This window comes from Candidatus Uabimicrobium helgolandensis (assembly GCF_041508025.1).
Classification (GTDB): domain Bacteria; phylum Planctomycetota; class Uabimicrobiia; order Uabimicrobiales; family Uabimicrobiaceae; genus Uabimicrobium; species Uabimicrobium helgolandensis.
The window spans coordinates 4,667,299-4,688,114 of record NZ_CP165719.1 but is presented as its reverse complement, the minus strand read 5'-3'; the positions used below and the strand labels follow the sequence as shown (position 1 = coordinate 4,688,114).

At 36.6% G+C, this 20,816-nt stretch carries 9 protein-coding genes; 4 read left to right on the top strand and 5 right to left on the bottom strand.

Features of this window, described 5'->3' with window-relative positions; all coding sequences use genetic code 11:
• Positions 1-6 precede the first annotated feature (6 nt).
• The 3 genes from UABHE_RS17080 to UABHE_RS17070 all read right to left on the bottom strand — a co-directional run bounded on the left by UABHE_RS17080 (position 7) and on the right by UABHE_RS17070 (position 8,424).
• Entirely contained in the window at positions 7-789 is a 783-nt protein-coding gene (locus UABHE_RS17080; RefSeq protein WP_372364441.1) for a TauD/TfdA dioxygenase family protein, read from the bottom strand.
• A gap of 1,016 nt (positions 790-1,805) precedes the next feature.
• A complete protein-coding gene (locus UABHE_RS17075; protein WP_372364440.1) occupies positions 1,806-5,111 on the bottom strand; it encodes a serine/threonine-protein kinase in 3,306 nt (1,101 codons plus the stop codon).
• Positions 5,112-5,121: 10 nt separating this feature from the next.
• Positions 5,122-8,424, bottom strand: a complete 3,303-nt coding sequence (locus UABHE_RS17070; RefSeq protein WP_372364439.1) for a WD40 repeat domain-containing serine/threonine-protein kinase — start codon at positions 8,422-8,424, stop codon at positions 5,122-5,124.
• 58 nt (positions 8,425-8,482) lie between these two features.
• On the opposite strand from UABHE_RS17070, the gene UABHE_RS17065 reads away from it, so the two are divergent.
• Both UABHE_RS17065 and UABHE_RS17060 read left to right on the top strand, forming a co-directional pair.
• Entirely contained in the window at positions 8,483-9,886 is a 1,404-nt protein-coding gene (locus tag UABHE_RS17065; RefSeq protein ID WP_372364438.1) for a sigma 54-interacting transcriptional regulator, read from the top strand.
• 45 nt (positions 9,887-9,931) lie between these two features.
• Positions 9,932-10,543: a hypothetical protein gene (locus UABHE_RS17060; protein ID WP_372364437.1), complete on the top strand. Its 612-nt coding sequence runs from the start codon at positions 9,932-9,934 to the stop codon at positions 10,541-10,543.
• Between the two features lie 277 nt (positions 10,544-10,820).
• Here UABHE_RS17060 and UABHE_RS17055 read toward each other — a convergent pair whose 3' ends face one another.
• Complete coding sequence (locus tag UABHE_RS17055) at positions 10,821-11,972, bottom strand: hypothetical protein (RefSeq protein WP_372364436.1); 1,152 nt, start codon at positions 11,970-11,972, stop codon at positions 10,821-10,823.
• A 148-nt stretch (positions 11,973-12,120) separates the two neighbouring features.
• Positions 12,121-12,834, bottom strand: coding sequence for a TetR/AcrR family transcriptional regulator (locus UABHE_RS17050; protein ID WP_372364435.1), 714 nt, complete (start codon positions 12,832-12,834; stop codon positions 12,121-12,123).
• Positions 12,835-12,968: 134 nt separating this feature from the next.
• On the opposite strand from UABHE_RS17050, the gene UABHE_RS17045 reads away from it, so the two are divergent.
• Both UABHE_RS17045 and UABHE_RS17040 read left to right on the top strand, forming a co-directional pair.
• Positions 12,969-19,205 carry an SDR family NAD(P)-dependent oxidoreductase gene (locus tag UABHE_RS17045; RefSeq protein WP_372364434.1) on the top strand — a complete coding sequence of 2,079 codons (6,237 nt, stop codon included), beginning with the start codon at positions 12,969-12,971 and terminating at the stop codon, positions 19,203-19,205.
• A complete protein-coding gene (locus tag UABHE_RS17040) occupies positions 19,202-20,764 on the top strand; it encodes a phytoene desaturase family protein (RefSeq protein ID WP_372364433.1) in 1,563 nt (520 codons plus the stop codon). Before UABHE_RS17045 ends, UABHE_RS17040 begins: the two co-directional genes overlap by 4 nt.
• Positions 20,765-20,816 lie beyond the last annotated feature (52 nt).

Genomic DNA, 20,816 nt, shown 5'->3' with positions numbered 1-20,816 from the left:
TTTTTCCTATAAAATTTGAATTCGTCGTAGATGACGAGGGCTACTTTGAGTAAAAGCGTTACGTCCATGAATAACTGCATGATTATCAACTATTAGATAATCATTATTTTCCCATACATGTTGGTAGCAAAAATCTGAGTTGTATACCAGTTCTGTCATGTTGCGAAGAAACTCTTTTTTATCGCAAGCTCCTACCACTTCAAGAGAAACTGGATTCAATTCCGTTTCAACTTCCTCTGCATAACGCAATATATTTTGATTGGAATTGGCGGGATGTGGCTGGACCATTTTGTTTTCAATACGGCCACCATAATGTGCGACTTTCTTTGTTTCGTATGCTAGGCTTATCTTTTGCCATTTCTCTTGCGTTTCTTTATTTGCATCCGCCCAAATTTTTGCCGTATTGGTAAAAATAGTTTCACCTCCGCTATCTCGTGAGGGCGCTTCAATACAATGAAATACTAGAAAACTAGGAACAGTATGAAAGGCTCCGTCCCAATGAAATGGGACTTTTTCACGGGAAAACAAATAGTTTTGAGGATCATTTTTCACTTGCATTTCCATAACAGGCCCAAAATCCCAATGCAATAACTCTTTGTCAGGATCATCTACACAAAAACTGATTAAAGATTCTTTATTAATGCTCGGAAATCCCTTAAACAAAACAATTTTATGTTCTCTCACTAAATCGAGAATTTCATTGCGATTTAAATCGGTAATGGATTGCGAACCTTGGTTATGAATATAAATACCAAAAGGTTTTATTGTTTCTAGCTGTATATTTTGCATAATCATTGTCTCACTGCTTTATAAGTATTTTCTTGCTTTAGTATTTCCGGCAAAGAAAAGAGAAATATAATTTTTGAACTTTTTTGTCTCACGTCATTATTCTTGATGATTTAGATTACAATAGTTTTCTATCAGTATTTGCAGAGTACTTAAACTTAACATTGCTAATTAAGTGAACAAACAATAGAAAGCAAAATTTATACCCGTTTAGGTTTTATTCACTAGAGCGTAACGACATTTAACATGAAATAGTAAAGTCGTTCCTGATCTTGTTCAGGAAAATCAAGCGTGTTTTTTACTTCGTGTTAAATTACTACAAATAAAAATTTCATATCTCAGGCGACAAAAAAACTTTTAACACAGTGCGCACATGCGCGCACATGTGCGCACTGTGTTAAAAGTTTTTTTGGCTAAGAACAGGCAACAGATGATTATTCTGAATGAAGTAATACCTTGATGAAAGCAGTTAGTGACAACACTACGATTAATCAAAATATTCATATTTCTTTTAACAGCTATAAGCTCTTATCGAAGAGATAGTCCAGGGGGAATTGTTTTTAAAGGATTGCAAACGGATTTACAGCGCAGTGTAGCGGTAAAATAAAGTATCGGTAAGTAAACAAGATGGAAAGTTGATTGCTAAATCAGTTTATCTAGATCGTCTAATCTAAAAAGTACCGCGATAAAAACAACAATGGTAAGAAAAAATGTGCTCCGGCATTGTCGTTTACGATGCTTGATATAACTAAACGCATGGATATAGATTTTAGATATAAGTGTTGAATAATGGGGCTTACAACTTGGCATTTATGTTGTGCCATCATTCAAAATATTGTATATTTTGGAGCCTGATTCCCCATTTTTTACTTGAGCTTTGATGAAACGAATAAATATTTAACTTATCTCTTTTAGAAAACGGGCTCGTAAACGAGCTCAAGGCATTTCATGCTGAATGATGACATGCCCTTTTCTTCTGAAACTTAAATAAAACTATTCAGTACTCTAGGTAAAACGTCCTATTTTTTTATTTGTAAATCATCGGTGATTTTCATATCAAATAAAACCTCAGTGATTTTTTGCGGATATTCTTCTAACGCTTTCTCAATAAACCAGCCGGGCACTTCTTGTCGAAAGTCAAAAGGTGAAGAATGAGGAGTACCTTGTTTTGCTTTGGAGAATTGTTCTACCCACTTCGGAAGTTTTGTTGCGTGGTAGCGAAAATTAACTGGCAATTGGTATCCACATATATTACCTCTGTTACTTGAAATAATCACTTTTCTGTCAGATAACAATATAGAAGAGTGGACTGTCGTCCAAGCTGTCATGAAAAGTTGTGAAGGTCTTCCTGATGCAAAATCTATCAAATCATGGCCACCAAGAATACCATCATACTCTTTAATAAAATGTTTGTAATACAAGAAATTATGGTATGCTGGAAAAACTTGTTGTACTTTTTTATTCTTAATACTCCAAACGCAAACCATTCCTTTGATTGTATATACAATCAAACGCTTATTATCTATAAATTGTAAACTTGTTATGTCGTGAGGAAATTCCTTTCCCGAAATTTGCTGAATAAGTTGATCCGATTTTAAATCCCACAATCGTATATCTTTTCCTACAATAGCAATTTTTTCTCCATCGAGAGAAAAATGTAAACATGATATTTTTCCGCCATCACTAGGAAATTTTTTATGTATTTTTTGCGTTACAAGGTTATAAAAAATTACATTTCCTTGAGAATCCCCTGATGCCAACAAAGAATTTCTCGTTAGAGCAAACTGCGCATGAGTAACATTTCCAGTATGATACGATAATTTTTTGCGTAGCTTTTGCGAAGAAACATCCCATATGTAAATATTTTTTGACGTAGCACACAAAAGAATATTTTTTTCAGGGTGAAAGTCAAATTGTATTACCGGTTGTGGGTGAGACAACTCTGTAAGTAATTTCTGTTCCGACAAACGCCACAACTTTACAACATTTTCCTGTCCCAAAATAGTGGTTGCAAGAACTTGCTCATTATAATTAATAGTTAATCGCACAAAGCGGTGGGATTCATACGCAGAAAATTTAAATAATTGTTTTTTATAAAATACGCGCCAGCAAACAATTGTATCTGCACTCGACTGCGTGTATAGAAAAGTATCGTCCTCTGAAAATCCCATTCCAGCGAAATTGGTATTTTCTCGTACATGGATAGTATTAAATGGACGATAATAATAGTTTACATCTCGTAAAAGTATATAACCATTTGTATACCATACAGCCAAAACCTGTTCATTATGCGACAATGCTATTTTTTTTATTTGGCCTATGTCACTACTAATTTGTATAGTTCTCTTGCCTGAGCTTAAGTCCCAAAAGCATAAACGACCATCAAAAGAGCTAGAGATAAGAGTGTTATTGTCATCAGTGAACAAAATGTCAGTCACTATATTGTCATGGTCTTCCAAAGTATATAGATGTTTTGTTGTTTGTAAATCTCGTACAACAATACCATGTCCTTCTTTTACAAAATAAATAAATAGTTTGTTATCTGGACTAAAAAATACCCCGTTTTCTGAAAAGTGTACTTTTGAATCTGATTGACTAAGATCGAAATGTATTCTGTTTTCGAGAAGATCGTAAATAAAATATCTACCTTTATCAACAACATAGGCAAAACGTTCATTATAACTCACTCGCCCGCCTCTTTTAAATGGAATTGTTTTTGGTGTGTCTGATAATTTATTTACATTCCATATTTTTCGCTTATCTGGTGAGTTATAGGTAATTAGTGATTTGCCATTATTCATGAGAATAGCTCTTGAAGACTTAAGGTCTGTTTCTTGCAAGTGGGCTATAACCTTGTCTTGAGAAAGATCATGAATGTGGATACCATCTTTCAAATAAGTAACATGACCACCAGAAAGATGTATTGGTTGAGAAAATTGCTTTTGCCACAACAAGGAGTCTCGTTGTAGACATAAGCGTACTGTGTCTTTATTATAATTTCGAAGAAAATTGACATCTTGGCCTTGATAATTTTTAATAAGCTGCAACGAAATACCACTATAAGCAGCTGCCTCACGCCATAGTTGTCCAGAATAAGCCAGATCTGCCTTATATTTTGCCATCTGTGCAAATTTAATATTCACCTTGCGAATTTGCTGTTTCTGTTGTTGTAAAAAATGCTGGTTCAAATAAACATAGAATGCAACTACAATCGTTAATATTACGGTAAACGCTGTCATAGACTTGTTATTACACGCAAACTTGTATAAGCGGCGCAAAGCATTTACTGGTTTCGCTTCGATTACCTCGCTATTTTGAAACTTACGTATATCTTCTGCTAACATACTAGCCTTCGCATAACGGTAATGACTATGCTTCTCGAGACATTTCATGCAAATGGTTTCTAAATCAATGGCGATGTGCGGGTATATTGTTCTTGGCTGCGGTGGGTCATAAAAAGATAACTTAAATAACGTTTGTGGAATATTTTCACTAAAAAATGGACTAACTCCAGTAAGCATTTCATACAATATTACTCCTAGAGAAAAAATATCACTCCTAGCATCTATTTTTATATTCAAAACCTGTTCAGGAGACATATAACAAGGTGTACCCACTACAATACCTATACTTGTTTTTTTTTGCGTATCATCAATATTTTTCACTAATCCAAAATCAATAATTATCGGTGTACCATCTTTATCAATAATTATATTATCCGGTTTTAAGTCGCGATGGATAACGCCTTTATTATGTATGTAATCTAATGCACACACAACCTTATAAAAGATTTCAAGTCCACTATCAAAATCTATTCCTTCTCGTAAAACTTGGGTCAGAGTCTTACCGCTGATGTATTTCATTGTATAGTAACAAAATCCTTGGTATTCTCCGACATCGTAAATAGTTATGATGTTGGGGTGCTGTAACTTGGCAATTGTATTTACTTCTGTTAGAAAACGCTTACGATCATTAGTCAATTTTGTGATTTTCAGTGCTATTTTACGATCCAAGCGCTCGTCTACAGCTTTATAAACCTTTGCCATACCACTACAACCTAGTTCTTCCAACAACAAATAACGATAAAATCGCTGTTGTTTTTTTCTGTATAGTTGTTTTGGTAATTTTATATCTTTTTTTCCATAGAATTCTTTTAAAGCTAAATCAAGATCATCTTCGGCCACTTTTCCTAAATCAAGTAACTCCTCCGCCAATGCTTCGATATTACGATATTGTTTTTCAGAACCGCTAAAGTTTACAAGAGTACTCTTTGTTATTGCATTATTTTCATAGAGAAAAGAGAGAAAAAGTTTTATTTTTGACATTTGCGTTCCCCTATTTTTCTATTTGTAAATTATCGGTTACTTTCATCTCAAATAAAATTTCAGTGATTCTTTGCGGAGATTCTTTGAGTGCTTTTTCAATAAACCAACCAGGTACATCTCGACGAAAATCAAAAGACGAAGGATGCGGAGTGCCTTGTTTTGCTTTGGGAAATTGTTTTGCCCAAGAAGGTAACTCTACTGCACGATAACGAAAATTAGCTGGTAATTGATAGCCACATATTTTTCCTCTACCAGTTGAAACAATAACTTTTCTGTCAGATAGAAGTAGACAATCTTGGACAGTAGTCCAAGCCGTCGTCATTGGCTGTGAAACTTTCCCCGATCTAAAATCGAAAAGGTAATTACCAGCAAGAATACCATCCAACTCTTTTATAAAATATTCGTAGTTCAAGTAATAGTAAACGGGCAAAATTCGTTGTATTTTTTCGGTATTAATATCCCAAATATAAGACATTTTTTTTGTAGCATGTACAACAAAATGCTTGTCATCCATTAATTGCAACCGTACCATATTCTTAGGGAATTGTTCTTTGGGAGCTTCCTCTATAAATCGATCGGTGCTTAGATCCCACAGTAATAGACTATTTCTTGCAACAGCTAATTTTTTTCCTCCATCAAAGAAAAACAGGCGCAATATTTTTTCACCACTACCAGCAAAGGTCTTGTATATTTTCTGCTTTATCAAGTCGTAAAAAATTATATTTCCTTGTGAATCTCCTGAAACTAAAAGGCCATTTCTTGTGGGAGAAAACTTTGCATGAGTGATACTATACGTGTGATAATCTAACGTTTGCAGTAATTTTTGCGAAGAAATATTCCAGATATAAATTTTTTTTTCTGTGGCACATAACAGAGTATTGTTCCTTGGATGAAAATCAAATTGTATTATCGGCTGTGGATGAGAAAGTTCTGTAAGTAATTTCTGCTGTGATAGATCCCACACTTTCACAACTTTTTCTACCTGGAAGATAACTGTTGCAAGAATTTTTTCATCATGATTAATCACTAGTCTTGTACGGTGGTGAGATCTATGTGCAGGAAATTTAAACAACTGTTCCTTGTAAAACACTCGCCAACAAAAAACAGAGTTTAAATTGGACTGTGTATATAGAAAAGCATCATCTCGCGAAAACCCCATCCTAGCATAATCACTATTGTCCCGCACATGGATAATATTAAACGGTCTATAAGAAACATTTAGGTCTCGCAAAAATATATAACCATTAGTGTACCATATGGCTAAAACTTGTTCGTTATGCGACAATGCTATTGATTGTATTTGGCCAAACTCGCTACTGATTTGCGAAATTCGCTTACCTAATTCTAAATCCCAAAAGCACAAAGAACCATCAAAAGAACTAGATATAAGAGTCTTGCTATCACTGGTAAACACAAAACTCGTTACCACATTACTATGTTCCTGTAGAATATATAACTGCTCTGTTGTTTGTAAATTTCGTACAACAATATCATGCCCTTCTCCTGCACAATAAACAAATAGTTTGTTGTCTGGACTAAAAAACACTCCTTCTCCTGAAAAATGTGCTCTTGGAGTTAGTTTACTCAAATCGAAATGTATTTTTTTTTCGTGGAGATCGTAAATAAAATATTGAAATTTTTCACTAACAACAAAAGCAAAACGTCCATCGCCACTTATTGAACCAAATCTTTTAAATGGGATTGTTTTTGGTACAGTTAGCGGTTTATTTACATCCCATATATTAACTTTACCTGATGAATTATAGCTTACTAATGATCTATCATTAACTGTAACAATACGCTCGGAGTTCACTTCTTGAAAGTGAGTAACCTCTTTGTTTTGAGTAAGATCATCAAGGCGGATACCATCCTTCACATAAGCAACACGACCACTACGAGAAAGAAGCACTGGTTGAGCAAATTGTTTTTTCCACAGTAAGGAATCTCGTTGTAAACACAAACGCACAACATTTTCATTATAATCTCGAAGAGAATCGACATTTTTACCTTGATAGTCCTTAACATACCTCAATGAAATACCGCTATAAACGGCAGCATCGCGCCATAGTTTTTTAGAATACGCTTGGTCTGCTTTATGCTTTGCCATCAGTGCAAATTTAATATTCACCTTGCGAATTTGTTGTTTCTGTTGCTGTGAGAAATGCTGACTCAAAAAAACATAAACTGCAACTGCAACAGTGAATATGGCAATAAGCGTCGCTAGAAATTTGTTATTCCGTAGAAATTTGTACAATCGGCGTAAAGCATTTGCTGGTTTGGCATCGATTACTTCGTTATTTTGAAATTTACGTATATCCTCTGCTAGCATACTAGCCCCCGCATAGCGATAATTGCTACGTTTTTCAAGACATTTCATGCAAATAGTTTCTAGATCTACGGCAATATGTGGATATATCGTTCTTGGCTGCGGTGGATCATAAAAAGACAGCTTAAACAATGTTTGCGGAATGTTTTCGCTAAAAAATGGGCTAACCCCAGTAAGCATTTCATACAAGATTACCCCAAGAGAAAAAATATCACTTCTAGCATCAATTTTTGTATTTAGAACTTGTTCAGGAGACATATAGCAAGGTGTGCCCACTACGATCCCTATACTTGTTTTTTTTTGCGTATCATCAATATTTTTTACCAATCCAAAGTCGATAATAATCGGTGCATTATCCTTATCAATAAGGATATTATCCGGCTTCAAATCGCGATGTACAATACCTTTCTCATGTATATAATCTAATGCACACACAACCTTATAAAAAATTTCTAGTCCACTATCAAAATCTATTCCTTCTCGTAAAATTTGGGTCAGAGTCTTGCCGTTAATATATTTCATTGTATAATAGCAAAACCCCTGGTATTCTCCGACATCATAAATAGTAATGATATTAGGGTGTTGTAACTTGGCAATGGTATTTACTTCTGTTAGGAAGCGCTTGCGTTCATTGGTGAGTTTTGTAATTTTTAGTGCTATTTTACGATCTAAGTGTTCATCTACAGCTTTATACACTTTTGCCATACCACCGCTACCTAGTTCTTCTAACAACAAATAACGATAAAATCGGTGTTGTTTTTTCGTATGCGATTGTTCTTGCAGTTTTATATCTTTTTGATTGTTATAAAACTCTCTTAAAGCTAAATCAAGATCATCTTCGGCCACTTTTCCCAAATCAAGTAGTTCATCCGCCAGTACTTCAACATTTTGGTATTCTTTTTTAGAGTCACTAAATTTTAAAAGAGTACTCTTTGTTATTGCATTATTCTCATAAAGAAGAGAGAGAAAAAGTTTTATTTTTGACATTTGCGTTCCCCTGTTATAAATTGACACAAGACATTTAGCTATCCTGAGGGAATAAACTATGATTACTCCAAAAACCGTTTCTTCGCTTTTAAAATCTGCACAAACCGAGGCCGAACTTTACCAAGATTTGGCAAACTTTTTAGGCGAAGAATTAACTGCACGACAAGCTGGCATCTTTGTCATTCGTCATCGCCCCCAAGGAAAACATTTAAAACACGGTGCCACCTGGCATATACAAGATAAGACAAACTATGTTTCAAACACTTTATGGGAACAAGCCGATCTAGGAATATTTACTAATCTAAAAGAAAAAATTGACTTTAGCAAAGATAGTTTCGTTTCCTTACCACAACAAAAAATTTATGGATACCACTGCAATATTTTCTTTTTCGCTTTTGAAATGGATCTCTGTGATACTCAAAAAAAGCTATTGCAATTACTTTGCCAAACAATTGCAACAACCGTTCCTCTATGGTCGCAACTTGGCAAATTACAGCAAAGTAATAATTTTGCTGAAGAAGTTATTTCCTCGCGCTCAAACCTTTTACACTCTTATTCAGATATTGTTGGTGACAGTGATTCTATTTTAAAAATTTTAAAATACCTCGATAAAATTATTGAGTACAGCGACAGCAACGATAATATTTATATTCAAGGAGAAACAGGAACCGGAAAATCACTAGTTGCCAAATCCATTCACAAATATAGCAAACGTCACAAGCAACCTTTCGTGCATGTCAATTGCGGATCATTAGTAGAAAGCATTTGTGAAATGGAGTTTTTTGGCGTAGCAGCAAACTCTGGGATTTCAGGAGCTCCTCCCAAAGGTCGTCCTGGCTTGTTTGAATTAGCCAATAACGGCATTATTTTTCTTGACGAAATTTCGGAATTGTCGCGACAAATGCAAGCAGCTTTACTTCTTGTTATAGAAGGCTGCCCTTTTCGTCGCGTTTGTGGTTTAGAAGATATATCTGTAAATATTCGTATTATTGCTGCGAGCACTAGGGATATAAAATTACTCAGCAAAGAAATATTTATGCCTGAACTAGCTGAACGCCTCGATGGAATCCGCCTTAATGTACCATCCCTAAGAGATCGTAGAGAAGATATTATTCACTTGTTTGATCATTTCTTCAATGAACTTTCCCCAGAGAGGCAATCTAACATAGACAACGACCTAAAAACACTGCTGCTTGATTATAATTGGCCAGGAAACATTCGCCAACTGCAAAATTGTATACGCCAATGTTCATTAGGATTTGTACCTGACTACCTAAAATCGATCACTATCAACAAACAAACAAAATCCACCGAAAAAAAAGTAAAAGACTTATTGCATGAAAACAACAAATTGTCGATGAAAGAAGTTGCTCAAGCTATAGGAATTAGTCGTTTTGCGCTACGTCGAGAATTGAAATCGCAGGGAAAAGAATGGCGCGATCTAAAACGAGAATACCAGTAACCCCCGTTTATTACCTGACAAAAACAATTTCAAGAAAGCGAGTACATGTCTAGTCTTATTAATTATCGAGAACGCTTTCAATCTATGGTTGACGAACTTATCGAACATCCTCAAATAGAAGTGATTCGTTATAAAATTGATAAAGCATCAAAAGCAGCACCATATCGAATCAAATTTGCCAACGAGTATCTACAAAAGCTTCTACTTCCTCCATTAACCAAAGATTTAGTCGCGTTTTATTCCGAATGTAGTAGAATACGATTAGAATGGCGATTAAAAAGTGCTCCACCAAATAGAAATAATCACGGTAATATTGATATCGAACCAATTAATCGCGTCTTTGATTCATGGCGTAACTGTATGCCAAACGAATTTAAAGCTCTTCATCCATTTGATTTTTTTATTGAAGAAGCTTGTGTAGCTCTAAATCTAAACGGTGATGAAAACCCAATGCTTCATTTCCATCGTCTTGGTCATGGGGGAGGAAGCATGGGTATTGACATAAGTGGCTACTTAGAATTACTACTAAAATCGCGCGGTTTTTGGTATTGGCAAACCTCCATTGTTGGAGGTGGTCGCGAAGAACAGGAGTTTCGCGATACTATGCCTAAATTATTCCCTGATTACCGCGACAGTGATTTTGTACGGATTGTTTAAATCCGCGCGTGGTCTAGGGCGTGTCATCATTCAATACAGATAAAAATATAACGGATTCATTTAATGATACGCCAGTAGTATTGAGCCCGAGCCCGTTTGCGAGCCCGCGCCCGAAAATTTTTTGAGAGCGACAGAAAGTGATTTATTGGTTCAATACTAGTTTTTTGCGATGGAAAAAGAAACTTTGCTTCTTTGATAAATTGTTAGTGAAAGTTTCGGAAACGGGCTCGGGCTCGAAAAAACACACAATATTTTGAATGATCACACGCCCTAATTATTAATTTTCACGCGTAAGTTTTTCCAAAGTAACAATATTTCCTTCGTAATCATAGTATACAGCTTCGTCAAATGAAGAAACGCTTTTCCACAGAGGAGTAAATGGACTTCGGCACTCCTTTGATGGAGAAAACACCGCCTCTATATTTATGTTTTTAACGCGATATTCTCTCTCGTTAAGATAAAAAAAAGGCTTTCCAAAAACACTCATTGCTTCAAAATCACCAGTGTATGCGTTCAAAATAATTGCCGCTGAACTTTCGTTTGTCCGTACATTACCAAAAGGAATCAAGTAGTAACCTTGATGGTTCTTGTTTACAAGTATAGGCTGCAACATAGTCAAGCCACCCAATATTTGTTGGTCACTCTCTCGTATTTTTCCTTTTAGTACCTCGTGCATCTTTAACTTAGCAACTGCCGTGGATATAACTTCTCCTTGTTTTTGCAATTTAGGAGCAACTAATACTGGTCCTTGTGTTATTGGAAGTTCTTCTTTGAAAGCATTAGAGTTTTTCGCAATGTGAACTGTGGCAAGCATACACTCTGACCATTTGCTATTAGATGGGCTATTTGGTGGATAAAAGTAGCGACTGTACCAATGTGAACCGGTCATGTAAACTTTTTCACCTTTATTTGGTGGCCACGGGTTGTGTACTTCAATATTGATTAAATTTATTGGACCAGAGGGAACATTAACAGGATTCTTGCTTGTTGTTAATCCTGTAACAACTAAGGCATGACCATGCCCATAAACAGTCGCATGCGCTGGAAATTTTAATTCTGTCATGCCACGCGCAATCCAGTACATCAAATTAGGTCCAGGATTATAACCTTTTTTCCACCAAAAGATTTGCCAAAAACCTCCAACATGAGAATCGGCTAAATTATTCAGAGCTCCTTTCATTCCTTCAGGATCAGACGCCCAACCTGTCTCTACTTTATATTTTTGAATAGTGTCCCAAACATGAGTTTGGTCAAATGCATGCTCTTTGCCATTTGGGTAGCCGCGTAGTAACATTTGTGTTGTTGCAGCTCCACACCAATAGTCTGTTTGTTGTGAATAAAGAGGAATAGTGTTTGATTGGCGCAAATATACACGGTGCTGCGCGTGGACAAAAGATAATGCTATAAGAAGTAATAAAAAGAAACGCATCCCTGACCTCCTTTAGATAAGTACGTTAAATAAGTTTTACTCATTAAAATATCAATCAAGTTGTCAATTCAGATAATTTTAGCGTCTTTATCTATTGACATTACACATTAAAATTGTTAAAATTTCAAGTAAGTAAGTATTCACTTACTTAGTTTTCGAAAAGCTGCTCAATATATTGTTCTAATTTTTGAGATTGATAGTGCTCATTTATAATTTTTTCTTTAAGTCCTAAACCGCGCAAAGAGAAAATCACAGCATCGTGAAAAGCTTCTTTTAAATTTCCCTCGTATGCCAAATGTTTATCTGATAAATCAAAGATAGTCATCATTGCTGCAACAGAGTAAACGCACCAAATAAGATTTTGTGTCGAAGCGCAAGTCACAACAATGTTGTCCTGCGACTTTAAGTAATTGTAATATTGATTAATAGCAGCAATGCAAGGCAGTATACTTGTTTCATGGAAACGCTCTATTAACTGGCCATCTTCTAATATACTGTATGCGAATAGTCGGTGGGAAAAATTTTTATATTTACGTTTTGGTGGAGTAGCAAAAACAACAACATACATCAAAAAATAAACCGAAGATATAAAAGCAAAAATTGAATTCTCTTGGTTGATTATTATGCTTCCAACAACACCACCTTCTTCTGTACAAAAATCGTTGAGGGCTTTGTATATTGCCATTTTATTAGAAAAATGTTTATATAATAGCGCTTCGGAAACATTGGCTTGTGCGGCAATATCTTTGGTTGTTGCGCCATTGTAACCTTTTTGAGCAAAGCAAATTAGTGCCGCTTCTAAGATCATTGTTCGTCGTTGTTGTTTGGAATATCTTCTTTTCATCTTCGTCCTATTTTCCATATGAAGCTCACCTGAGTTACCCAAAAAGATTATTATACTTGTTTTTTCTACTTAGGGAAGCGGCTAAAACAATTTATATTATTTTATACCACATCCATTTACACAAGTGGTCTTGTGACCACGAAAGGTTTTTTATGCAAACATCTATTGCAGTAGTAGGCTTGAGTTGCCGTTATCCTGGCGCTGCTAACCTTCAACAACTTTGGGAAAACATTTTATCTAAACGCCAACATTTTCGCAGATTCCCCGAAAAAAGAATGCCACTTGCTTCTTACTACGACGAAAATCCTCAGGTAGATGATTGTACCTCTTTGGACAAAGCTGCATTTATTGACAACTGGAATTTTGATTTAGTCAAATGGCGTATACCTCAACAAACGTATGAAAGCACAGACCCAACCCATTGGCTCGCTTTAGATCTATCTGCACAAGCACTGCAAAATATTTCTCTAAGTAAACAATTGTGTGAAAAAACGGCCGTGTATATCGGTAATACACTCACAGGTGAATTTACTAGAGCACGATCTTTGCGTTTGCGTTGGCCATTTGTTGAACGTGTTATCTTTGAGGAGCTCGATAAACAAAATATCGACAAAGAGCAAGTAACAGAACTCCTTGAAAACATTCAACACAAATACAAAAGTTTTTTTCCTCTAACAAGTGAAGATACACTTGCCGGAAGTTTATCCAACACTATCGCAGGGCGCATTTGTAATTCTTTTGGATTTGGTGGCGGTGGTTATACCGTTGATGGTGCTTGTGCTTCGTCACTACTTGCAGTGATTACTGCTATCGAAAAACTCACTTGCGGCGAAGTGGATATGGCAATAGCTGGCGGAGTAGATATTAGTCTTGACCCTTTTGAAATGGTCGGCTTTTCTAAAGCAGGTGCTCTCGCCAAAGGCCCCTTATCTATTTATGATCAAAACGCTTCAGGAATGATGCCTGGAGAAGGAGCAGGAATCGTTGTACTTAAACGTTTGGATGATGCCGTTCGCGACAACGATCATATTTATGCGTTGGTAAAAGGTTGGGGAGTTTCTTCTGACGGTGAAGGAGCTATTACCGCTCCGAAAGTAAATGGCCAAACGCGCGCTTTAACTACAGCCTGGAAACGCGCGCATTATGAAAAAGTAGATTTTATCGAAGGACATGGTACTGGCACAACTCTCGGAGATCGTATAGAACTCAGCAGTATGAACAAAGCTCTTGGCAATATAAGCGATCTCGATCAAAGAAACTGTGGTGTCACATCGTTAAAGTCGATCATAGGACATACCAAAGCTGCTGCAGGAATAGGCGCATTTATTAAAGCGACTATTGCTGTTAACCAAAGAATTTTGCCTCCGACAGCAGGCTGCCATAATCCTCACTCGATCTTTCACGAGTATGCTAAAAATCTTTATCCTATCGAAAATGCTCAACCTATTGATTCCAAAATCAAAGCAGGAGTTTCAGCTATGGGTTTTGGTGGTATCAACGCACATGTTGCCATCGAATCACCGCAAAATGTTTCCAGTGAGTTTCAAACATCGAAACCATTATCTTCGTATAACGCCCATGCGCAAGATGCGGAAGTGATAGTTCTTCAAGGAGCTTCTCTAAAAAGTTTATATACACAGTGCCAAGATTTACACAAGGAAGCACAACAAATTGCCGATTGCGAGTTAGCCGACTTGTCTTGCCATCTATTTGAAAATATGAAAAAAGGCAAGGAACGACTAGCTATTGTTGCTAAAAATCCCAAAGATTTAACTGAAAATTTGCATAACACAATGCTATTTTTGGATAACAAAGGTGATTTACCACAAGATGTTTTTATTGGTTCTAACAACGCAGAAACGCGTATCGGATTTATGTTTGCCGGACAAGGAAGTCAAAATATCGGTATGGCTCGAAAGTTTTTGATGCGAACCTCAAACTATGACCACATTTTGAATAGTGTAAAAAACGCTTTGGGAGAAAAAGAATTCCAAACATTTACTAAAGTACTTTATCCTAATGAAATTGCTACTCTCGACCACCGCGATAGCCTTAGTTCTATACTTAAACAAACAAAGTTTGCGCAACCAGCGATTTGTTTAAGTTCTTTACTTCATTTACAAGTACTTAAAAATTTGGGAATTACTCCGCAAGTTGTTTGTGGGCATAGTTTAGGCGAACTGACTGCTTTGCAAGTTGCAGGCGCTTTTAGCGAGTCACATTTATTAGAACTTGCAACACAGCGCGGAATTGCAATGAATTTAAGTTCTAGCAATGATGGAATGCTAAGCCTTAGAACAAATAGCGAGCATGCCGCTGAATTAATTCTAAAAGCTGGTTGTCAATCCCACGATCCACGGCAAACAAATTATGCTGTAATTGCTAACAAAAACCACCACCAACAAACCATTGTTGCTGGTAATAAACAAGCGTTATCTGACATTAGTAACACATCCACAGTAAGCAGTATGATGCTTCCTGTATCGCGCGCTTTTCACAGTAAGTTAATGTTACCAAGCGTTGCTCTTTTTAGTGATATGTGTTCACTTCCTTCGCAAACCAGCCCACTTAATATAGATTTTATAAGCGGAATTGACGGCAAACAATACCGAAGTATTAATATTAGAGAGTATTTGCAACAGCAAATAACTTCAAGTGTTGACTTTGTAAATACACTACAAAAAATGGCATCAAGTTGTGATATAGTAATTGAGGTTGGTGGCGGACGCGTTTTAAGCAATATTGCACATCATGTCGACCAATCAAAACTATATTTACCAGTTGAAAGTACCTCAGGTACTAACAGCGACTTATGCAAGATTATTGCAGTGCTATTTTCACGTGGAGTCGTTATAAATAGTTCACCTTTGTTTAAAGACAGAATAATTCATCCTTATATTAAACCACAAAGTCGTAATTTTTTGATCAATCCATGCGAACAAGATGCGAATAGTCTTTACAAGCCAATTCCTTCTAAACACAAGCAGAAAAAAAAGATAGATCAAACTCTAGCACACGACCCTTTACTAGATTTACGTCAACATATCGCATCAGTAACAGGATTTCCATTTGAAACTATCAAACCACAACACCGTTTACTAGACGATCTTAACTTAGACTCGATAAAAGCAGCTGAAATTATCTCGGTTTTCAGCCGCCAACACAAATTACAAAATGACTTTGAACCCACAGCTTTCACTAATGCTACTCTCGAAACCTTAGCTCAACAAGCATCTGCAGATACTACAATAAATATTGATAGAGAAAATAATTGGGTTCATTCTTTTGTAAACAAGTGGAAAAAAAGCACTATTCTAAACGAAAACACGACCCTGCAAACTAGTTTCTCAATTATGGGGCACCTTAGTAGTTCTTTGGCCTCTACCTTAAAAAGCTCTTTCAAAATAGCTAGCGACTCTACAAATGTCATTCTAATATTACCAATAGACGAAGACTCTTGTGTTATGGACTGGCTAAAAACACTAGCAAGCAAACAACTACAACACTTAACTGTAATAGATTACACAACACAAGATATAGAACGTAGCACAGGTATTCAATCTTTTGTCGCAAGTTTACAACAGGAGAATACTTCCCTACATGTAAATTTTATTAACGTTTCTCCTAACATTTCGCCAAAAAATATCGCAACAATTATTGCCAAAGAATACAACAACGAAAATAAGTATTCATTTTGCAACCTCTATTATAACGATGAACAACAACGTCATGAATCTTTTTTTGAACTTACATTTCCCGATAAAAACGAGCAAATATCTTTACCAAAAAATGTAGTACTTGTTAGCGGAGGCGCAAAAGGAATTACCGCAGAATGTGTTCGCGTCCTCACGCAAAAATGTAGTGCTAAATTAGTCCTCCTAGGACGTTCTCCTATAGAAAACATAACTTCAGAGTTAAAATCTTTTGCAGAACAAGACATTGATTTCCACTACTTACAATGCGATATTTGTAACGAAAATGATGTAAAAAAAATGATGTCAGAGGTCAACCGTACTATTGGTAAAATCGACTGGATTATCCATGGCGCAGGTATTAATATTCCTAGACGTGCAGCTTCCGTTTCTATTAAAGATGCGCAAGCAGAGATAGCTCCTAAACTCTATGGATTACAAAATCTTCTAAAAAACAGTAGTGATCTTTCACAAGTAATCGTACTTACCTCTGTCATAGGTGTAACAGGAATGGCGGGAAATGCTTGGTATGCATTCGCCAACGAATCTGCACGCCGCACTTTAGCAATATGGCGACAAAATAATAGACAGTGCAAAACCTGTTGTCTAGCTTTCTCCATTTGGGATGAAATTGGCATGGGGGCAAAGCTAGGCAGCATTTCTTATTTAGAACAACAAGGAATTAAAGCCATTCCCGTTACTAAAGGTGTTCAGCAATTCATTGACTGGAGTTTAGCCGCAGATAAACCTGAAGAAGTAGTAATTTGTAGTTCCATGGGAAAACATTTTTCACAGCAACGACACTTCTCCAAGGAACCAATATTTCACGGTCGCTTTATAGACAACATTATCGAATTTGAACCACAAATAAAGCTAGTCACAGAGTGTGCTCTTAGTCCAAAACAAGATCCATATCTAAATGACCATGTTTTTGACGGTAAAATGTTATTCCCTACAGTGTTTGGGTTAGAGGCCATGGCACAAGGCGTACAATTTTTATATGAAAGTCGCATCGAAAATATATGTTTCAACGATATAAAACTCACTTACCCCATTGTTGTTAATACTAGTTTAAATATGCGTATTCAAGTACAACGCATAAGCGAAAATAACTTTGAATGTTCCCTACACTCTGCTGATACTAATTACGAGCTAATACATTTTTCAGCAACTGTTACCATCACAGAAACAATAAAAATAGCCACGGCTAAAGTAAATACAAAAACACACATTAAAGAAACACAAAAACTTTATGAAACACTTTTATTTCAAGGACCACTTTTTCAACGTATTGCCCAAGTAAATGCACTTTCTCGACAACATTGCGATGCCAAAATTAGCCCAGGAGTTTCCCAAAAAGAAGAGTGGTACCATAAACGCAATTCTTTTGTACTTGGAGATCCCTATCAACGAGATGCACTTTTACAGATGGGACAACTAATGATTTCACCGCGTGTAGGTTTACCTATTGCGATTGATTCCATTAATATAAAAATACAAAACTGTATCGAAAATATCTATGCGCAAACCATTTTGTGTGACGAAAAAGATAAAGATGTTGAAGGCAATGTTGTGGTCACCGACATAAACGGAAATATTATCGAAACTCTACAAGGATACAGAATTCGCGTTCTCCGTGAAAATACTTCTCTACCTTGTCCAGAAAACTTAATTACTTATCTACAAGGTACTACCAACAATAAAAAGCCAGTAGCAAAAGCACATGGCAAGATATTTACAGTAGAAGACCACGAACGAGGAACGCGTGGTGAAGTCAATTTTTTATATCGCTTTCCAATGCGTTTTGCTGCACTAGGCAATCCTAGTGGTAGCGTTCATTTCGCAACTTACGCTCACTGGATAGGAGAAACAAGAGAGGTAGGAATTCGCAAGGGAAGTATTTACGAAAAAGCCACGCGATACATTAGCGATAACAACTATGCATGGATCACAAAAGAAACCAACATCAACATAATCGATAGTCCACTACGCGATGATTTTATTGAAGTAGAATGTTGGAACGAACGTTTATATGGAACAGAAAATGCTAGCTTAGAGATGATGTATCGTTTTTACGCTTGCCGCGATGATTTCCGTTACCCACTAGCAGAAATTGCGCAAACCACAACTTGGGCGCAAGTAATTTCTCACGGAATTGTTAAACCAACTGCGTATCCCAAAGATATGTTAAAATGGATTCAAAGTACTCTACCACGCAACGAACAGCGCAAAAATTTGAGTTGGAAAGTTGATTGGGCACAAGGACCTGATATTTGTATTACTGCACAGGGTCCACAACTAGGTCCTATTCTTTCGGAAAATACTTACCGTACTACTCCACGTCATGCTAATTTTGTAGGAAACATCTACTGGAGTAACTACGCAGATTGGATGGGAGAAGTTCGTGATTTGTGGCTACAAGATATCGTGCCCTACGGAGAAGGAGAGTTACGCTGTACTGCCACACACACTCAACATTTGCGAGAAGCAATGCCTGGAGATACTATTTTGGTGAGAATGCATTTGCAAAACTGCAAGCAAAACTCTATAGATTTACAATTTAATTTTTACAAGATAACAGCTGACGAAGAGCAAAAATTAGCTACAGCATCACACACAGCTTACTGGTTTTCCAAAAACAACGATAATTGGCAACGCACACATTTACCACAAACTATCATAGAGAAACTCACATGAAAAAAACTTACTGGGGAAAAAAAAGCTCTGATAACAAATCTTGGGATTACATTGTTATTGGTTCAGGCATTGGAGGAATGGCAACAGCTTCGCTTTTGGGAAGTTTTGGTAAAAAGGTTCTTATCTTGGAACGCCATTATCAACCAGGAGGATTTACTCATACATTTTCACGTAAAGGTTATACTTGGGATGTCGGCGTACATACAATGGGGCAAGTAACGCTTAATCATCTTGAAGGGCGCATTTTGCAAACACTTTGCGGTGATAATCTTCAATGGAAATCAATGGGAAATGTTTGCGAGATTTACTATTATCCCGACAAAACAGTTGAAATCAAAGACAGTGTACAGGCTCAAATGGAAACACTCACAACATTGTTTCCAGAAGACGAAAAAGCAATCAAACAATACTTCAAAACTGTAGAGAAAGCTCTGCGCCGTTTAGAGTTTTATTATACTTCGCGTTGTTTATTTCCTCATCAACTAAGTTTTCTTGATCGCATTGTTGGTAGAAACGTTTGGAAATGGTTTGGTAAAACCACTGAAATGGTGATGAAACCGATGTTTAAAAATAAACAACTATACGATATTTTAACCACACGCTGGGTGTACTATGGAGCTCCTCCATCAACTTCCTCTTTTGGTGTGCAGGCCATAGTCGATCGACATTTTCATCAAGGTGGTTATTATCCTTGTGGTGGAGGAAAACAATTTGTGAATGCGTTTTTAAAAAAAATATACGAGCAAGAAGGCTGGACACGTATTAACGCTGAGGTCACCCAAATAAATACCCACAAGAATCGTGTAACAGGAGTTACCTTAAACAATGGAGAAAAAATTAATGCACCGCGCGTTGTCTCTGCAATCCCAGTTCATTGCCTTGAAAAAATTTTACCACAACCGTCACAACCGTGGTTACAAGAATTGCAGCAATTACCAAGCACTCCAGCCCACTTGTGTCTGCACTTGGGATTTAACAGTGATATTCGCAACGCAGGAGCAACCGCTGCAAATGCATGGATTTTAAGCGATTACGGTGCCAAACACGCTATCTGGGATATAACGAAAAACCAAACGCCTGGTATTTTATACTGTTCTTTTCCTTCTCTAAAAGACAAGCATACAAGTAAACACACCGCAGAAATCATCACTTTTGCCCCATGGGACCTATTTGATAAATGGCAAAATACTAAGTGGAAAAAGCGTGGCGAGGAGTATGAGCTTTTCAAAAGCAAACTCACTGAACAAATTCTTCAACAATTTTTCACAGTTTTTCCAAACCTTAAAACGTCGATCAGTTACAGTGAACTTTCCACACCTCTAACGACAAATCACTTTATGGGAACATCTCATGGTAGTATTTACGGTCTTGCCCCCACTCCTGAACGCTATCATTCAAAATGGGTACGTCCGCGTACACCTATTAATGGACTGTTTCTCAGTGGTAGCGACATGGCTTCTCCTGGAGTCATCGGAGCAATGATGGGCGGAGTTCTCAGTGGTGTGGCTTGTTGTCCCGTTTCTGGTACGATGTTTCTGTTAAAACATATGTTCCGTTAAACAGAGTAGTTATCAAACACAAACAAATTATTCTTGCGTTCTTCAATTGAAG